The 16,055-nt window shown below is 64.2% G+C and carries 18 protein-coding genes; 7 read left to right on the top strand and 11 right to left on the bottom strand.

What is annotated here, in order from left to right:
* Positions 1 to 165: 165 nt before the first annotated feature.
* The 3 genes from M2334_RS04505 to M2334_RS04495 all read left to right on the top strand — a co-directional run bounded on the left by M2334_RS04505 (position 166) and on the right by M2334_RS04495 (position 2,832).
* Complete coding sequence (locus M2334_RS04505; RefSeq protein WP_181560423.1) at positions 166 to 423, top strand: XrtV sorting system accessory protein; 258 nt, start codon at positions 166 to 168, stop codon at positions 421 to 423.
* Positions 424 to 494: 71 nt separating this feature from the next.
* The gene (locus M2334_RS04500; RefSeq protein ID WP_181560424.1) at positions 495 to 1,796 is read left to right on the top strand and encodes a UDP-glucose dehydrogenase family protein; all 1,302 of its coding nucleotides are present in this window, start codon (positions 495 to 497) and stop codon (positions 1,794 to 1,796) included.
* Between the two features lie 172 nt (positions 1,797 to 1,968).
* Positions 1,969 to 2,832, top strand: coding sequence for a UTP--glucose-1-phosphate uridylyltransferase (locus M2334_RS04495; protein WP_264579600.1), 864 nt, complete (start codon positions 1,969 to 1,971; stop codon positions 2,830 to 2,832).
* 153 nt (positions 2,833 to 2,985) lie between these two features.
* Here M2334_RS04495 and M2334_RS04490 read toward each other — a convergent pair whose 3' ends face one another.
* Genes M2334_RS04490 through petA form a run of 3 tightly spaced genes read right to left on the bottom strand, consistent with a single transcriptional unit; the run spans position 2,986 to position 5,759 of the window.
* A complete protein-coding gene (locus M2334_RS04490; protein ID WP_181560426.1) occupies positions 2,986 to 3,825 on the bottom strand; it encodes a cytochrome c1 in 840 nt (279 codons plus the stop codon).
* A 15-nt stretch (positions 3,826 to 3,840) separates the two neighbouring features.
* A complete protein-coding gene (locus M2334_RS04485; RefSeq protein WP_181560427.1) occupies positions 3,841 to 5,181 on the bottom strand; it encodes a cytochrome b in 1,341 nt (446 codons plus the stop codon).
* An 11-nt stretch (positions 5,182 to 5,192) separates the two neighbouring features.
* Positions 5,193 to 5,759, bottom strand: a complete 567-nt coding sequence (gene petA, locus M2334_RS04480) for a ubiquinol-cytochrome c reductase iron-sulfur subunit (protein WP_181560428.1) — start codon at positions 5,757 to 5,759, stop codon at positions 5,193 to 5,195.
* A gap of 298 nt (positions 5,760 to 6,057) precedes the next feature.
* On the opposite strand from petA, the gene M2334_RS04475 reads away from it, so the two are divergent.
* Together M2334_RS04475 and hemF are read left to right on the top strand one after the other, a co-directional pair.
* Positions 6,058 to 6,516 (top strand): tRNA (cytidine(34)-2'-O)-methyltransferase, encoded by a 459-nt coding sequence (locus tag M2334_RS04475; RefSeq protein ID WP_264585610.1) that lies wholly within the window; start codon positions 6,058 to 6,060, stop codon positions 6,514 to 6,516.
* The gene (hemF, locus tag M2334_RS04470; RefSeq protein ID WP_264579602.1) at positions 6,513 to 7,394 is read left to right on the top strand and encodes an oxygen-dependent coproporphyrinogen oxidase; all 882 of its coding nucleotides are present in this window, start codon (positions 6,513 to 6,515) and stop codon (positions 7,392 to 7,394) included. Before M2334_RS04475 ends, hemF begins: the two co-directional genes overlap by 4 nt.
* On the opposite strand, the gene M2334_RS04465 is transcribed toward hemF, so the two are convergent.
* Positions 7,381 to 8,142 carry a hypothetical protein gene (locus M2334_RS04465; protein WP_264604876.1) on the bottom strand — a complete coding sequence of 254 codons (762 nt, stop codon included), beginning with the start codon at positions 8,140 to 8,142 and terminating at the stop codon, positions 7,381 to 7,383. The two genes, hemF and M2334_RS04465, sit on opposite strands and share 14 nt — an antisense overlap.
* 104 nt (positions 8,143 to 8,246) lie before the next feature.
* On the opposite strand from M2334_RS04465, the gene lipB reads away from it, so the two are divergent.
* Both lipB and M2334_RS04455 read left to right on the top strand, forming a co-directional pair.
* Positions 8,247 to 8,927 (top strand): lipoyl(octanoyl) transferase LipB, encoded by a 681-nt coding sequence (gene lipB, locus M2334_RS04460; protein WP_264604875.1) that lies wholly within the window; start codon positions 8,247 to 8,249, stop codon positions 8,925 to 8,927.
* A gap of 146 nt (positions 8,928 to 9,073) precedes the next feature.
* The gene (locus M2334_RS04455; RefSeq protein ID WP_264571117.1) at positions 9,074 to 9,352 is read left to right on the top strand and encodes a hypothetical protein; all 279 of its coding nucleotides are present in this window, start codon (positions 9,074 to 9,076) and stop codon (positions 9,350 to 9,352) included.
* Positions 9,353 to 9,355: 3 nt separating this feature from the next.
* Here M2334_RS04455 and queE read toward each other — a convergent pair whose 3' ends face one another.
* The 7 genes from queE to M2334_RS04420 form a co-directional block, all read right to left on the bottom strand.
* Positions 9,356 to 9,997 (bottom strand): 7-carboxy-7-deazaguanine synthase, encoded by a 642-nt coding sequence (gene queE, locus M2334_RS04450; protein ID WP_264593992.1) that lies wholly within the window; start codon positions 9,995 to 9,997, stop codon positions 9,356 to 9,358.
* A gap of 9 nt (positions 9,998 to 10,006) precedes the next feature.
* The gene (queC, locus tag M2334_RS04445) at positions 10,007 to 10,711 is read right to left on the bottom strand and encodes a 7-cyano-7-deazaguanine synthase QueC (protein ID WP_264585613.1); all 705 of its coding nucleotides are present in this window, start codon (positions 10,709 to 10,711) and stop codon (positions 10,007 to 10,009) included.
* Positions 10,712 to 10,945: 234 nt separating this feature from the next.
* Complete coding sequence (locus M2334_RS04440) at positions 10,946 to 11,368, bottom strand: DUF3617 domain-containing protein (protein ID WP_264593991.1); 423 nt, start codon at positions 11,366 to 11,368, stop codon at positions 10,946 to 10,948.
* Between the two features lie 123 nt (positions 11,369 to 11,491).
* Positions 11,492 to 12,412, bottom strand: coding sequence for an Hsp33 family molecular chaperone HslO (locus M2334_RS04435; protein WP_264593990.1), 921 nt, complete (start codon positions 12,410 to 12,412; stop codon positions 11,492 to 11,494).
* Between the two features lie 48 nt (positions 12,413 to 12,460).
* Positions 12,461 to 13,603 (bottom strand): acyltransferase family protein, encoded by a 1,143-nt coding sequence (locus tag M2334_RS04430; RefSeq protein WP_264604874.1) that lies wholly within the window; start codon positions 13,601 to 13,603, stop codon positions 12,461 to 12,463.
* 228 nt (positions 13,604 to 13,831) lie between these two features.
* Positions 13,832 to 14,761, bottom strand: coding sequence for an ornithine carbamoyltransferase (gene argF / locus M2334_RS04425; RefSeq protein WP_264585616.1), 930 nt, complete (start codon positions 14,759 to 14,761; stop codon positions 13,832 to 13,834).
* Positions 14,758 to 15,957, bottom strand: a complete 1,200-nt coding sequence (locus M2334_RS04420) for an aspartate aminotransferase family protein (protein WP_264593988.1) — start codon at positions 15,955 to 15,957, stop codon at positions 14,758 to 14,760. The genes argF and M2334_RS04420 overlap by 4 nt, the downstream gene beginning before the upstream one ends.
* Positions 15,958 to 16,055: the final 98 nt, after the last annotated feature.

The raw sequence follows: 16,055 nt of genomic DNA, 5'->3' as shown, positions 1-16,055 counted from the left end.
ATTTTCGGCCGGTCCCGAGCCTGAACCATTTTGGCATGGGGGGATTATGCAGCCATAGGACGAAAAGATCGTGAATCGCTTTGCGTTTTCATTTCAGAAAAATTAGCGGTTTCGAACCGATCGATCCTGCGATCAAAATTGTGCCGCCTGACGGGAGAAGACTGCATGGAAACAGTTTATGACTGGCTCTCTCTGGCGATATTTGCTGGCATCATCGTGCTGTTCCTCCAGCGTTCCTCGATGGAAAATCCACCAGATCGGATGATCGACTATCTGCCGCCGGCGCTTGGCTGCGCCATTGCCAACCAGGCCGGCAATTATGCGATCGAGCATGACAGCATGGTCATGCATGCTGCCGGGATTTTGCTGCTGGTCGGCGTGGTGGCCTATGTTTGGCTGGTGTTGAAGCCCAGTTTTAAATAGGCCTTGCGCCTGTTGGCGGCTTCCCGCCGCCGGCGCATCCACCGTGATTACGGCAAAAAGGGCGTGTTCCTGTGAGAATTACAATGATCGGCTCGGGGTATGTGGGCCTCGTCTCTGGCGCGTGCTTCGCGGATTTCGGCCATGACGTCATCTGTTTCGACAAGGACGAGGCGAAGATCACCGCCCTCCAGGAAGGCCGCATCCCGATCTTCGAGCCCGGCCTCGATCATCTCGTCGCCAGCAATGTCGCGGCCGGCCGGCTGTCCTTTACGACGCAAGCGGCAGACGCCCTCGCCGACCCCGACGCGATCTTCATCGCCGTTGGCACACCCTCGCGGCGCGGCGACGGCCATGCGGACCTGAGCTATGTGTACGGCGCGGCCGCGGAAATCGCGCCGTTCCTCAAGCGCTTCACCGTGGTGGTCGACAAGTCCACCGTGCCTGTCGGCACCGGCGACGAGGTCGAGCGGATCATCCGGGAGACCAACCCCGACGCCGATTTTGCCGTAATCTCCAACCCGGAGTTCCTGCGCGAAGGCGCGGCAATCGATGACTTCAAGCGCCCCGACCGCGTCGTGATCGGCGGCGATGATCGCCGGGCCCTGGACGTGATGCGGCAGATCTATCGCCCGCTCGTCATCGGCCGCTCACCGGTGATCGAGATGAGCCGGCGCGGTGCCGAGCTGACCAAATATGCCGGGAACGCCTTTCTTGCGACCAAGATCACCTTCATCAACGAGATCGCCGATCTGTGTGAGAAGGTGGGCGCGGACGTGCATGAAGTCGCGCGGGGCATTGGTCTGGATAATCGCATCGGCGCCAAGTTCCTTCACCCCGGCCCCGGCTTTGGCGGCTCCTGCTTCCCCAAGGACACCCTTGCCCTGTTGAAGACCGCGCAGGATTATGAAGCGCCGCAGCGGATCGTCGAAACGGTCGTCGCCGTGAATGATTCGCGCAAGCGCGCCATGGGGCGCAAGGTCATTCAGGCGATGGGCGGGGAAGTGCGTGGCAAGACCATCGCCGTGCTCGGCCTCACCTTCAAGCAGAATACGGACGACATGCGCGATTCGCCCGCCATCGCGATCATCGAGACGCTGCAGGACGCGGGCGCCGAGATCCACGCCCATGATCCCGAGGGCATGGAGCAGGCCAAGCTGGTGCTGCGCGACGTCACCTATTTCGGCAATGCCTATGACACGATGGCCGGCGCCGATGCGCTGGTGTTCATCACCGAGTGGGACGCCTTCCGCGCGCTCGATCTGGCGCGCATCAAGTCGCTGCTGAAGACACCGGTGATGATCGATCTGCGCAACCTGTACCCGCGCGATCTGGTCGAGGAGGCCGGCTTCTCCTACACGGCCGTCGGTCGGTAATTCGGCGGAACCGAGTTTCCCACCGACCGTTCTGACCTCGGCCTGATGGATGCCACCACAAAGCGGGGCTTTTCATCCGGCCTTTGGGGCGGCCAATCGAACAATATGCGGTATCTTTACCTTAATGCTCGATAGGCACGTCCACGACTGACAGAGCAATCAGGGGGTTCATTTGACGATACGCAAAGCTGTCTTCCCGGTCGCCGGGCTTGGCACTCGCTTCCTGCCCGCCACCAAGGCGGTGCCGAAGGAAATGCTTCCCGTCGTCGATCGCCCGCTGATCCAATATGCCGTCGATGAAGCGCTGGAAGCGGGCATCGAGACGATGATATTCGTCACCGGGCGCGGCAAGGGCGCCATCGAGGACCATTTCGATATCGCCTTCGAGCTGGAGCGGACGCAGGCCGACCGCGGCAAAAGCGTTGCGGCGCTGGAAGGCACGCGCCTGACGCCCGGCAATGCGATCTTCGTGAGGCAGCAGGAACCCCGCGGCCTTGGCCATGCGATTTGGTGTGCGCGCGATATCATCGGCGATGAGCCCTTTGCCATCATCCTGCCGGACGAGCTTCTCGTCGGCCGTCAGAAGGGATGTCTGGCCCAAATGATCGAGCAGTATGAGAAAGTCGGCGGCAATCTGGTCTGCGCGCTTGAAGTGCCGATGGACGAGACGCCCAGCTATGGCGTGATCGATCCGGGCGCCCGCGACGGCGTGCTGACAGAGGTCCGGGGCTTGGTCGAGAAGCCGGCGCTGGGCACGGCGCCCTCCAACCTGATGCTGCCCGGCCGCTATATTCTGCAGCCCGAGGTCATGGCCCTGCTGGCGACGCAAGAGGCTGGGGCGGGCGGCGAAGTGCAGCTCACCGATTCCATGGCGAAGCTGATTGGCCAGCAGCCCTTCCACGGCGTGACCTTCGATGGCGAGCGTTTCGACTGTGGCTCGAAGCTCGGCTTTGCCCAAGCCAATTTCGCGCTCGCCTGCCGCGACGATGCCATGGGCGGCGATCTCAAGAGCTGGGCTCGCGATTTCCTCGCCTGAGAGGCGCCAACTCCGACGCAACGACCCTGGGCTTGCGCAGCAGCGCCTGACGCAAGCGCCACCTCCCATATCCATCGGCACATAAAAAAGGGCGGATCCTGCGATCCGCCCTTTTTCTTATCTCGTTGGGCCTGCCGACCCGGGCAGGAACCCTCAGTGCTTCTTGTTCGCCCAGATGTTCTGGTACGACATGTAAGCCAGCACCGTCGCGAACAGCAGGAAGATCACCACGGCGATGCCGGTGCTCTTGCGCGCTTCCATCTTCGGCTCGGCCGTCCACATCAGGAAGGCAGCGACGTCCGTAGCCATCTGGTCGACGGTCGGCTTGGGTTGGCCCTCACCATAGGTCACCTGACCTTCGGCCGTCAGCGGCGGCGCCATCGCGAGGTTGAGGTTCGCAAAGTACGGGTTGTAGTGCAGCCCTTCCGGCGTCTTCGCGTCGGGGAACTTGCGCAGCAGTTCGGCCGGCTGCTCACGATAACCGGTCAGCAGCGCATGAACATAGTTCGCACCGTCATGACGGGCCTTCGCGATCAGCGAAAGATCCGGCGGAATGGCGTTGTTGTTGGCGGCAGCGGCAGCCACGCTGTTCGGATAGACCAGCGGGAACTTGTCCGCCGGCACGCCCGGACGCGTGCTGGGTTCACCCGTGCTGGGGTCGATCGACGGCACCTGACGCGCTGCGGCGATCGCCTTGATCTCGGCTTCATTATAGCCAAGGTCGGCGAGGCTGCGGAACGCCACCTGGTGGATCGAGTGACAGGCCGAGCAGACTTCCGTGTAGACCTGGAAGCCGCGCTGCAACTGCGCACGATCGAATTTGCCGAACGGCCCTTCAAAGCTGAAGCCAGCCTTTTCGGGGTGGAGGTGGAACTCCTTCTCAGCCGTGGGCTGCGGCGGCTCGCTCACATAAGCGACCCCACCCCAGATGAAGCTGAGCAGCAGCATGCCGGAGAAAAACAGGCCGACAAGGAAGGCCAGGACACGAACCATTGACGGACCCCTTAATTAAGCTGCGCCGGTGGGCTGGGTATCGCTGCCCATGCCCGGAGGTGCAGACTGTTCTCCCTCGAACTTGCCCTTGGCCAGCACCGCTTCGGTAATCGAACCGGGGAGCGGCAGCGGCCGCTCGATGGACGCAATGATCGGCAAGATGATCAGGAAGTGCGCGAAATAATAAGCCGAAGCGATCTGGCTGATCATGACATAGGGCTCTTCCGCCGGTGCACCGCCGCAATAGCCGAGCACGAGCACGTCCAGAATGAGCAGCCACCAGAACTTCTTGAACAGCGGGCGGTAGTTGCCCGAGCGGACCGGCGAGGTGTCGATCCACGGCAGGAAGAATAGCAGCAGAATGGACGAGAACATCGCCATCACGCCGAGGAGCTTCGCGGGAACCAGCACGATACCGGTGAACGGGATCACCAGATCCATCGTGAAGGCGCGCAGAATGGCGTAGAACGGCCAGAAGTACCATTCAGGCACGATGTGCGCCGGCGTCGAAAGCGGGTTGGCCTGGATATAGTTATCCGGGTGACCCATCGAATTCGGCGCGAAGAACAGCACCAGTGCGAAGAGGATGAGGAACACGCCGAGGCCGAAACCGTCCTTCGCCGTATAATAGGGATGGAACGGCACCGTATCCTGCGGCCCCTTCACTTCCACGCCCGTCGGGTTGGACGAGCCGGGAATGTGCAGCGCCCAGATGTGCAGGATGATGACACCCGCGATCACGAAGGGCAGCAGATAGTGGAGCGAGAAGAAGCGGTTGAGCGCGGCATTGCCAGGCGCGAAGCCGCCGAGCAGCCAGGTCTGGATCGGCTCACCCACCACCGGAATGGCGGCGAAGAGGCCGGTGATCACCTGCGCGCCCCAGAAGCTCATCTGACCCCAGGGGAGCACATAGCCCATGAACGCCGTCGCCATCATCAGCAGGAAGATGACCACACCGAGCAGCCACACCATTTCGCGCGGCGCCTTGTACGATCCGTAATAGAGGCCGCGGAAAATGTGGAGATAGACGACGATGAAGAAGAAGCTCGCGCCGTTGGCGTGCGCATAACGCAGCAGCCAGCCCGAGTTCACATCGCGCATGATGTGCTCGACGCTATCGAACGCCACGCCGGCATTCGCCGCATAATGCATGGCGAGGATGATGCCGGTGATCAGCTGGATCGTCAGCGCGACGCCCGCGAGGACACCGAAGTTCCAGAAATAGTTGAGGTTGCGCGGCACTTCATAGCCGCCGCCGACGGCGTTGTAGACGAAGCGCGGGAGCGGCAAGCGCTCATCCACCCACTTCATCACGGGATGCTTCGGCGTGTAATGCTCAGCCCAGGGAAAGCTCATTATCTTTATCCTCAGCCTACGAGAATGGCGGTGTCGGAGGTGTACTTATACTGCGGAACCACGAGGTTCTTCGGCGCAGGCCCCTTGCGGATGCGCGCGGCAGTATCATAGCTCGAACCGTGGCACGGGCAGAAATAACCGCCGAACTCGCCCCGGTTCTCACCCTCGCCGGCACCGAGCGGCACGCAACCCAGATGGGTGCACACGCCCATGGTGATCAGCCACTGCTTCTTGCCGTCGACCGTGCGCTCTTCCAGCGTCTGGGGATCGCGCAGGGTGGAGACGTTGACGGCGTCCGCCTCGGCAATTTCCTTGTCCGTCAGATGCCGCACGAACAGCGGCTGCGAGCGGAACACCGTCTTGATCGCCTGGCCGGCCTGGATTGCCGACAGATCGACTTCCGTCGTCGCCTGCGCCAGCACGTCCGCACTCGGACTCATCTGGGTAATCAGCGGATACAGAACGGCGAGACCGCCAACACCAGCGAAACTCACGGCTGCGATGTTGATGAAGTCGCGACGACGCACGCCTTCGCCATCGTCCATGACAGCTTCCGTCCCTTGCACTTCAGTGGCCATGCTTTGTCATTGCCTCCCTTTGTCCACGATCGCCCGAGAGCGTCGTGCACGCCGAAATCTCGATTCGGGCGCCAGTCGATCGCGCGGTCGAACCGAAAGGCTTCCTTATTAGCCGGAAGTCCGCTCGTCCGCCGAATGATGCGACACACCGCACGCCAGGATGGTCCCGGCGCGTTCGGGCGCCTGATAGCGCCGTTGATTGCGATTTGCCAACCTTCAATTTCGTGGCCCGCCCGCCTTTTTCCAGCCGGGCGCAAGAGGGGTGGGATTGCGCAGGGGCCGTGGCTAGGAGGTGAGGATGCGCATCGCCCTCTATCAGCCCGATATCGCCGGCAACGTCGGCACCATCCTGCGACTGGCCGCCTGCTGGCAGATCCCGGTCGACATCATCCTTCCCTGCGGCTTTCCGGTGTCCGACGCGCAGCTGCGCCGGGCGTCCATGGATTATGGCGCGCAGGCGGATGTGACGCGGCATGTGGACTTCGAGAGCTTCATCGCCGAGCGGCTGAAGGATGGCGCGCGTCTGGTAGCGCTGACCAGCGTCGGCAGCGTGCCCCTGCCCCATGCCAGCTTCCAGTGCGACGACATCCTCTTACTCGGCCGCGAGAGCGCCGGTCTGCCCGAGGCGATCCACGCACAAGCGGCTTTGCGCGTGCGGATTCCCATGGCGCCGGGCTTTCGCTCCTTGAACGTGGCGGTGGCAACTGGCATCGCGCTTGGCGAAGCTCTCAGACAGACCGGACTTTTCCCCGCATGACTTCCACCGCTCCCAACAGCCTCGACGATCAACAGCTGGCCGCCCGCGCCTGGTTCGAAAGCCTGCGGGACCGGATTTGCGCCGCGTTCGAGGCGATCGAGCGCGAGGCCGGCAGCGATGCGGCGTTCGATTATCTGTCCTGGTGGCGCGAGAGCGACGGCCAGCCCTCCGGCCCGATCGAACAGGGCGGTGGCGGCGGCGGCGTGCGCGGGGTGATGAAGGGCAAGGTGTTCGAGAAGGTCGGGGTGAATGTCTCGACGGTCGGCGGCGCCTTCTCGCCCGAATTCGCCCGCACGATCCACGGCGCAGGCGAGGAGCAGCCCGGCTTTTTTGCCACCGGTATCAGCCTCGTGGCGCATATGGCCAATCCGCATGTGCCGGCCGTACACATGAACACGCGCATGCTGGTGACGACCAAGCGCTGGTTCGGCGGCGGCGCGGACCTCAATCCGCCCATCGTCTATGAGGAAGACACGGCGGACTTCCATGACACGCTGCGCCGCGCCTGCGATGCGCATGACGAGAGCTACTATCCGCGCTTCAGCAAATGGGCGGAAGAGTATTTCTACATTCCCCACCGGCAGGTTCACCGGGGCGTGGGCGGGATTTTCTACGACCATCTCGAAGGGCCGTTCGAGGAGAGCTTCGCCTTCACCCAAGCGGTGGGCGAGGCGTTTCTGGAGGCCTTTCCGCGAATCGTGCGCCGCCGCATGGGATTGCCATGGACGGCGGAGGAGGAAGCGCAGTTGCTCGAATGGCGCGGCCGCTATGTCGAGTTCAACCTCGTGCATGATCGCGGCACGCTGTTCGGCCTCAAGACCGGCGGCAATATCGACGCGATCCTGATGAGCCTGCCGCCGCGCGTCACCTGGAGCTGAACGGCGCTCCGGCTGCCGGCGCACCCGCCGTCGCCCGGTAGAGCGCAGCGCAGATCAGCACGACGAGCACCGTGCGGGCGGTTTCGACCAGCGCCGAGACCATCGCGATCAGCAGATCGGCGATGTCGGCCGGCAGCAGGAGCTCGGCGACCACCCCGACGACGGAGGTGAGCACGACCCCCAGCACAATCATCATGATGAAAATGAGGCCGAGCACGCCGAACACGCGCCACCCGTTCCCCCGCGTCAGCGCGGCACTGCGCTGGAGGATAGTGAGCGGGTTGCGCTGCGACTCCGCTGCGGCGACCGGCGCGATCAAGGCCAGCCGGCCGATCAGATAGCAGCCGGGCAGAATGAACAGCATGAAGCCGCCCATTGCGCCCAGTCCCTGCAGAAGATTCGCAAGGAAGAAACCGGGCAGGACTGGCAGTGCCATGACCAGAGCCTCCCGCACCGTCGGTCGCTCGCCACGCAGCAGCAGCGCGTGCATCGCCAGCACGGCGAAGGACGAGATGGCAGCGAAGGCTAGCAGTACCGGCCAGTTCAGCTCGGCATATTGGGTCAGCCGCGCCAGCATCATGTCGTTGGTGGCGTTCTCGGCGAGCGGCTCGGGCTGCTTGACGAGCTGCTCGGCCACCAGAGCGGGCAGGAACATGAACATGCCGGCCACGGCGCCCAGAATGTCACGGTTTGCCGCGCCCATCTGCTTGGCGTCGTCCCATATCGCTGCCAGATCGATCCTGCTCAACCGCTTTTGCTCCCGTTTGCGCGCTCGATAGGCAATATCTGCCCCGCGCGCCATAGGCGAGCCATGCCTTGCCAAATTTGGTCGCAGATCGCATCTCGGGCGAGATGACCGCGCACCCCCTCCCCGAACAGGATTTCCTGGCCAGCCCTGAGTGGCGGATCGAGCCGGGATTGCTCGATTATGAAAGCGCGCTGGCCGATATGGATGCGCGCGTCGCGGCGATTGCCGCTGGCGAGGCGCGCGAACGCATCTGGCTTGTCGAGCATCCTCCGCTCTACACTGCGGGCACCAGCGCGCTCTCGACCGATCTTCTGGCGCCGGTCTTTCCCGTCCATGTCACCGGACGCGGCGGGCAATATACCTATCACGGTCCCGGGCAGCGCGTCGTCTACCTCAATCTCGATTTGGGCCGGCGCGGACGCGATGTGCGGCGCTTCGTCCGCGCGCTGGAGCAGTGGATGGTCGCCGCGCTGGCCGATCTCGGTGTCGAGGCGTGGACCGTGGATGGCCGCGTCGGCGTCTGGACGCAGGGGCCGCACGGGGCGGAGGCCAAGATCGGCGCCATCGGCGTGCGGGTCCGCAAATGGGTGACGTTGCACGGCCTCTCCATCAACGTTGCGCCGGACCTTGCGCATTATGGTGGCATCGTGCCCTGCGGCATCAGCGATCTGGGCGTCACCAGCCTCGCTGATCTGGGACGCCCGGCCGACATGCACCGCCTCGATGCCATTCTCCAGTCGCATCTGCCGGCCATGCTGGCAGCGCTGGAGTCCGACGGCGGGTGAACGGCCGCAGCCATGGGGTGGTCGGGTTCCACGGCCCCTTGAGCCCTGCGGCATCCCTCTTTAAGACCGGCTCTTCGTGCTGCCGAGGGGGCCTCGACCGATCGGGAAATCGGCCACGACCAAGAAGACCAGAAAGGATGCCGCTGATGCGCAAGACCCATGTTCCCCTTCTTCTGCTCGCTGCGATGGGCGGTCTCGCGCTCGCAGGCTGCGATGGCGCGCAGGACAGCTCGGGCAATACGGTGGAAATGCGCGACATGAACGTGCTGGAAGGCACCGTGAACGATTCGATGACCGACCTCGATGCCGTGAAGGCCGATGGCCTCGGCGCCGTGGGCAATGCCGGCAGCGTCAGCCGCAAGCAGACGAGCGAGCCCGCCGCCAATGCCAGCTCTGAAGACACCGAGACGGTCGCCTCGGAGTAAACTCTACTTCAGCCCGAGCAACTTGTGGGTCTGGAGGGACAGGCGCCAGCGGCTGTCTGACAGGACCAGCGCGATGGCGGCCTCCCGGTTTGCGGCATTGGCCTCCGGGGTGCCGCTATCCATCGGCTGCACGAGAAACTGGCCGAAGTCCCAATCCAGCAGCTCGGCCGGGTCGATTCCAGGCTGCGGCCAGACCAGCTTGAGTTCATCGCCCCGACGCTGCGTCACGCTACTGCCGGCCTTGGGGCTGATGCAGAGCCAGTCGACGCCCGGCGTCGCCGCCAGCGTGCCGTTGCTCTCCACCGCGATTTCAAAGCCGGCGGCATGGAGCGCGTCGATCAGCGCGGGATCAAGCTGCAGCATCGGCTCGCCACCGGTGATGACCACGAACCGCTGGCCGGCCTCATCACCCCAGAGATCGGCCACGACCTGCGCGAGCGTCGACGCCTCGCCGAAGCGACCGCCATTCTCCCCGTCCGTCCCCACGAAATCCGTGTCGCAAAACTGGCAGATCGCGCTCGCCCGATCCTGCTCCCGCCCGGACCAGAGGTTGCAGCCGGCCAAGCGCAGGAACACCGCCCGGCGACCGGCCTGCATCCCTTCCCCCTGCAAGGTGAGGAACATTTCCTTGACGGCGTAGCTCATCGGCGCGGCTCAGGGATGCGTCGCGTAACGCGTCGGATCGGGCAGGCCGGCTTCCTGATACCCCTTCGCGCGCAAACGGCAGCTATCGCACAGGCCGCAATGCAGGCCTTCGGGCGTCGGATCGTAGCAGGACCAGCTCATGCCGGCATCCAGCCCCAACCGCGCCGCCTCGGCGGCAATCTGCGCCTTGCTCATATATTGGAGCGGGGTTGCGATCTGCACCGGCGCGCCTTCCACGCCCTGCTTGGTGGCCAGCGATGCCATATGCTGAAACGCGGCGATGAACTCCGGGCGGCAGTCCGGATAGCCCGAATAATCCAGCGCGTTCACCCCGATGTAGATGCGCTCTGCCCCCACCACCTCGGCCAGTCCAAGCGTGAGCGAGAGGAAGATCGTGTTGCGCGCCGGCACATAGGTGATCGGAATGCCCTCGCCCACGCCCTCCTTGGGCACGTCGATGTCAGCGGTCAGCGCCGATCCACCGAACAGCGAGAGGTCGAGCGGCAGCACGACATGGCGCTCCACCTCCAGCGCGGCCGCCACCCGCTTGGCGGCCTCCAGCTCGACGCGGTGGCGCTGCTGATAATCGATGGTGAGCGCCGCCAGACGAAACCCCGCCTCGCGCGCCAGTCCGCCGGCGACCATCGAGTCGAGTCCGCCGGAAAGAAGGACAACCGCCACGGGGGCGTGCGATGCAGACGATATCGGTGACATGATGCCTCGCGCTAGCGCAAATCCCCTGCCCCTGTCACGGGATGAGATGAATTCGGGTTTCGCGAGCGGGCGCTCGGGCGGGAGAACGCCGTTGCGGCAGTGCTAGCCCCTCCTCTTTAGAGAAGGGGTTGGGGTGGTGCTGCAACTTCGAAGTTACTCACTGGCTAAGCGATGCTGGCGCATCGCCACCACCCCCCGGCCCCTCCTCTGAGCAGGGGAGATATGTCTTCAGCTTCAGCGCCTCGCAGCACCGGGGCGGCAGGCCCCCACCCGTCGGGCTTCCATCTCATGCGCGAAAGGCAGTCCATCGGACACGCCCTGCGACGAAATCTGCACGAGCCGCGAGGTCTCGATCCGCAGGTCGGTGCGACCACGGCCCCCCTCGCCACAGTCATAGGACGCTGCAACCGCACGCGGCGACTGGCGAATCAGGTAACGCTCGCACTGCCGATAGGGGTGCTTGGGCTGAAGCAGCTGGCTGCCATCGCTGATGCAAATCCGGCGCGCGGCCTGATTGCTGCCCCGCTCCAGCAGCTCCCACTCGCCCGATTCGACCGAGTCCAGCCCGCCGGCCTGCGGCGCCTGCGCCATGGACATGGGCGCCAGCAAGCTGCCCAGCGCGAGCCCGATCGCCAGCGTCGCTGCCTTGAATGCCATGTCGCTTCAGCCACTTCTTCGTTTGCAGGCGGCAACGGCCGACGAGGCCGGATACCGCAATATTTCAACGATGGAAATGCACGGCTTGTCGCAGATTGTCAAATCTGCCGGCGGGCGTGCGCCTCAGTGCGGGGCCTGCAACTCGGCCAAGGTGATATCGAAAATCCGCGAACAGAAAGCGCAGTCGACCGCGATCACCCCGCGCTCGTCGGCCATGGAGGTGCGCTCGGCGGGGTCGAACCGGCCCAGCACGCCGCGAATCCGCTCCGGGTCGCACCGGCAGCCCTTGCGCAAATCAGCGCTGGAGAGCGCGCGAATCTCGTCTTCCTCATGGAACAGGCGCCAGGCGATATCCTCCAGCCCCAGCGCCGGATCGGTCAGTTCTTCCTCGGACAGGGTGTTGCCGAGGATCATGACATGCTCCCAATCGGGATGATCGTGTCGCACATGCAGCCGCTCCCGCCCCACCTCGCCTTCGGGCAGATGCTGCAGGAGCATGCCGCCGCCGATGCAGCCCTCCTCCGCATCGTGCCGAACCGCGATTTTCACGATGCTCGGGATTTGTTCGGACTGGGCGAAATAATGCTCCGCCGCCGCGCCGAGGCCGGTGCCCTCGAGCGGGACGATGCCCTGATAGCGCTCGCCCGTGACCGCCTGATCGAAGGTGATCGCCAGATAGCCCTTGCCGAACAGACCGAAGAGCGTGGGATTTTCGCCGAGCTCGGCGAGGCGCTGCTCATCGAACTGCGCATAACCGCGCACCGCGCCGCCCATATAATCGGCGACCAGCAGCGACACCGCCCCCTGCTCGGTCTGCGCCTGCAGGGTGAGCTGGCCCTCATCATCCTTGAGCATAGCGCCGAGCAAAGCGGCCAACACAAGGGCCTCTGCCACCAGCTTCTCGATGACGGGCGGATAGCGATGGGCGGCGAGCACCGCATTGAGCGCAGGGCCAAGGCGCACGAGCCGGCCCCGGACATTGCGGGCAGGCAGGGCGAAACCGAGGACGCGGTCCTCTGTGCGGGCAGGATCGAATTCTGACATGGCGCCTAGATAGGCACTCCCCTCACGAAAGTCTAAGGGGGCGAGAGTCTAAGGCGCCGCCTGCGAGGAAGCGGGCGAATGAGGCCGCGCCTCCAGCCGGGCCCGCAACCAGCGCCGCGATGGTGTCTCGAACAGGCGGAAGGAGAGCACCGCGATGATGACCACGCTGGTCATAAACATCAGAAAGAAGGCCGGCTCGCGCGCCAGCTGATGGTCAGTCGCCAGACCCGGCACAGCGAGCAGCAGCACCAGCTGGACGGGAAAGTGCCACAGATAAATGCCGTAGCTGGCATCTCCCAGCCAGCGCGTCCGCTGCAACAGGGTCGCCCGCAGGCAGGGCTCCAGCAGGGCGGCCAGCAGCACGATCGCCATGCTGAACAGCGGAACAGAGAGATAGCGCCGGATGTCGAGACTGTCGTCCCAGCTCGTCCATCCCCCTGCCCCCAGCAGCAGAACGACCAGCACGGAGAGCCAGATGGTGCGATTGGCGTGAACAGCAAACAGCGCCGCGCCGCCGAAGAAACCTGCCGCGCACATGAGGAGGATGTAGCCCTCGAACATGAAACAACCGGCGATGGCCGCTGCGGCCAGCAGGGCGGGTCCAAGCACGCCCGCGCGAAACAGCACAGGCAGGCTCAGCCAGAACAGCGCGTAAACAAGAATCTCGATGGACACCGACCAGATCGGCGCGTTGAAACTGTAGACCACCGTCGGCCACCAGTTGGAGGCAAGACCAAGATGCAGCAGAAAATTGCCCAGCGTATTGTGCTGGTAAACGAGGAATGCGCCGAATTTCGCCTGCGCGATTCCCTGCAAGCCCGCCACGATCAGCAGCGTCAGCACGTGAAGCGGATAGAGGCGCGCGAGCCGGTTCACGACAAAGTCGCGCGTGCTGCTTTTCCGGCCATGATAGACATGGGCGAAGACGAAGCCGGATATCACCCAGAAGAGCTGCACGGCATATTTGCCATGCTCATAGAGCCAGCTGGCCTGCTCGAAAAAAGGCTGCTGCGGGCGGAAGCCGGCCATCGCCCGCTCGGCGCCCGGCGGGTAGAAGAAATGCTGATAGTGCCAGAAGATGATGACCAGCGCGGCCACGCCCCGCATCGCATCGATCAGCAGAAAATGCCCCGACGTCCGCTCGGGCGGCGTGAACAGCGTGGCTATCCGCCGTGCCCCGGCGCCGATCATGTGCGGGTTGTGCTGGAGCGCGCGTTGGGCGCCCCGGCATATCCTGTGTGACTCCGGCACGGCGCCGGATGTCCTATGCCTCGTTTAAGACCGATCAACATTCAGATGATGGCGAGTCGAAAAAGGTGGTTTTTCGCGACCCGGAGCGCAGCGTACTTCAGGTACGTGAGCACCGGAAGCACGAAAAACCGCCATTTGCAGGCCGCCAGCGCTGAATCGCGGCTGGTCCTAGCCAATCAGGCCTGCCGCCCAGAGCAGCACCGACTTCTGGGCATGGAGCCGGTTCTCGGCCTCATCCCAGATTAGCGACTGCGGACCATCGATCACCTCTTCCAGCACCTCTTCCCCGCGATGGGCGGGCAGGCAGTGCAGGAACTTGGCATCGGGCTTGGCACGGGCCATCAGTGCGGGCGTCACCTGATAGGGCATCATCGCGCGCAGCTTGGCGTCGCCGCCGGCCTGACCCATGGAAATCCATGTGTCGGTCACAACGACATCCGCGCCGCTGGCCGCCTCCACCGCATCGCGCGTGAGCGTGATCGTAGCCCCCCCAGCCCGCGCCGCTTCGGCAAAGCGCGGATCGGGATCGAACCCTTCCGGCACGCCGATGCGCACGTCGAACTTGAACAGCCCGGCCGCCTCGATGATCGAGTGCAGCACATTATTGCCATCGCCCAGCCAGGCCCACTGGCTACCCGGCAAGGCAAGGCCATGCTCGATGACCGTCAGCAGATCGGCCATGATCTGGCAGGGATGCGAGAGGTCGGTCAGGCCGTTGATCACCGGAACGGTCGCATGATGCGCCATTTCCTCGATCTTAGCGTGATCGTCGGTGCGAATCATGATCAGATCGACCATGCGGCTGAGCACGCGGGCGGTATCCGCCACCGTCTCGCCACGACCGAGCTGGGTCGTGCCGCTGTCCAGGATCAGCGACGAACCGCCGAGTTGGCGGATCGCCATATCGAAGCTGACACGCGTACGCGTCGAGTTCTTCTCGAAGATCATGGCGAGCGTGTGGCCCGCCAGCGGCGCGTCCTTGTCGACAGCCCCCTTGGGCATGCCCGCGCGCGCTGCCTTGCGGTCCATCGCATCGTTGAGAATGGCCGCGAGCGCGTCGCCGCCTGCATCCGTGAGATTGCGGAAATGCCGGATCATGATGCGTTCGCCTCTGCCTTGATGCTGGCGGCGCCTGCCGAAAGCTTGGCGATCGCTTCGTCGATATGACTCTGCTCGATCACCAGCGGCGGCAGGATGCGCACGACATTCTCGCCGGCCGAGACGGTCAGCAGGCCGTGATTGTCGCGCAGATGCGCCACGAAGTTGCGCGCCTCCACCTGCGGCTTCAGCTTCACGCCGAGCATGAGGCCGAGGCCACGCACTTCCTCGAAGACATCGTCATGATTGGGGATGAGCTGCTCCAGCGCGCCGCGGAGCCGCTCGCCGGTTGCCGCGACCTGCTCCAGGAAGCCCGGCTCCAGCAGCACGTCGAGCACCGCCATGCCCGCCGCCATCGCCAGCGGATTGCCGCCATAGGTACTGCCATGGGTGCCGAACACCATGCCCTTAGCGGCTTCTTCCGTCGCAAGGCAGGCGCCGAGCGGGAAGCCGCCGCCAATACCCTTGGCCACGGCCATCACGTCGGGCTTCACGCCATAATGCTCATGCGCGAAGAACTTGCCGGTGCGGCCATAGCCACACTGCACTTCATCGAGCACCAGCAGCAGCCCGTGCTTGTCCGCCGCCTCGCGCAGGCCCTTGATGAAGTCGGGCTTGCCGGCGGTCAGACCGCCCTCGCCCTGCACCGTCTCCACGAGGAAGCCGGCGGTCTCATCGTCGATCTTGGAGAGCGCCGTCTCCAGATCGTTGAACGCGACATAATCGAAGCCCGGCAGAAGCGGCTCGAACCCGTCGCGCATCTTGGGCTGGTCGGTGGCGCTGATCGTGCCCAAAGTCCGCCCGTGAAAGGCGTTCTTGAACGTGATCAGCTTGTGCCGCTGCGGGTTGCCATTGGCGAAGTGATAGCGCCGCGCGGTCTTGATCGCGCATTCCACCGCTTCCGCGCCGCTGTTCGTGAAGAACACCGTATCGGCAAAGCTGTTCTCGACAATGCGCTGCGCAAACGCCTCGCCCTGCGGCGAGCCGTAGAGGTTGGAGACGTGCATGAGCGTCGCGGCCTGTTCGGCAATCGCTTTCACGAGGTGCGGATGGCCATGGCCCAGCGCGTTGACCGCGATGCCGCTCGCAAAATCCAGATAACGCTCGCCGCGCTCGCCGATCAGATAGCAGCCCTCGCCTCGCACCGGACGCACATCGCACCGGGGATAAACGGGCATGAGCGGGGTGATAGACATAAGACTACTCTTCCTTCCTCGCACGGCTTTTCAAACAGAAAAAGGCGGCCCGTGCGAGGCCGCCATCGTCAGGGGGTGGCTATAGCTGTGTGCGCACT

This window comes from Sphingobium sp. B11D3D, from assembly GCF_025961755.1.
Lineage (GTDB): Bacteria > Pseudomonadota > Alphaproteobacteria > Sphingomonadales > Sphingomonadaceae > Sphingobium.
Note: the sequence above shows the minus strand (reverse complement) of the source record. Positions and strands in the feature narration are given on the sequence as shown.

Excerpts from the sequence above, each read along its gene's own strand:
- M2334_RS04505 (WP_181560423.1), top strand. The coding sequence starts at position 166 with ATGGAAACAGTTTATGACTGGCTCTCTCTGGCGATATTTGCTGGCATC.
- M2334_RS04490 (WP_181560426.1), bottom strand. The coding sequence starts at position 3,825 with ATGGTTCGTGTCCTGGCCTTCCTTGTCGGCCTGTTTTTCTCCGGCATG.
- M2334_RS04485 (WP_181560427.1), bottom strand. The coding sequence starts at position 5,181 with ATGAGCTTTCCCTGGGCTGAGCATTACACGCCGAAGCATCCCGTGATG.
- petA (WP_181560428.1), bottom strand. The coding sequence starts at position 5,759 with ATGGCCACTGAAGTGCAAGGGACGGAAGCTGTCATGGACGATGGCGAA.
- M2334_RS04475 (WP_264585610.1), top strand. The coding sequence starts at position 6,058 with ATGCGCATCGCCCTCTATCAGCCCGATATCGCCGGCAACGTCGGCACC.
- hemF (WP_264579602.1), top strand. The coding sequence starts at position 6,513 with ATGACTTCCACCGCTCCCAACAGCCTCGACGATCAACAGCTGGCCGCC.
- lipB (WP_264604875.1), top strand. The coding sequence starts at position 8,247 with ATGACCGCGCACCCCCTCCCCGAACAGGATTTCCTGGCCAGCCCTGAG.
- M2334_RS04455 (WP_264571117.1), top strand. The coding sequence starts at position 9,074 with ATGCGCAAGACCCATGTTCCCCTTCTTCTGCTCGCTGCGATGGGCGGT.
- queE (WP_264593992.1), bottom strand. The coding sequence starts at position 9,997 with ATGAGCTACGCCGTCAAGGAAATGTTCCTCACCTTGCAGGGGGAAGGG.
- queC (WP_264585613.1), bottom strand. The coding sequence starts at position 10,711 with ATGTCACCGATATCGTCTGCATCGCACGCCCCCGTGGCGGTTGTCCTT.
- M2334_RS04440 (WP_264593991.1), bottom strand. The coding sequence starts at position 11,368 with ATGGCATTCAAGGCAGCGACGCTGGCGATCGGGCTCGCGCTGGGCAGC.
- M2334_RS04435 (WP_264593990.1), bottom strand. The coding sequence starts at position 12,412 with ATGTCAGAATTCGATCCTGCCCGCACAGAGGACCGCGTCCTCGGTTTC.
- M2334_RS04430 (WP_264604874.1), bottom strand. The coding sequence starts at position 13,603 with ATGATCGGCGCCGGGGCACGGCGGATAGCCACGCTGTTCACGCCGCCC.
- argF (WP_264585616.1), bottom strand. The coding sequence starts at position 14,761 with ATGATCCGGCATTTCCGCAATCTCACGGATGCAGGCGGCGACGCGCTC.
- M2334_RS04420 (WP_264593988.1), bottom strand. The coding sequence starts at position 15,957 with ATGTCTATCACCCCGCTCATGCCCGTTTATCCCCGGTGCGATGTGCGT.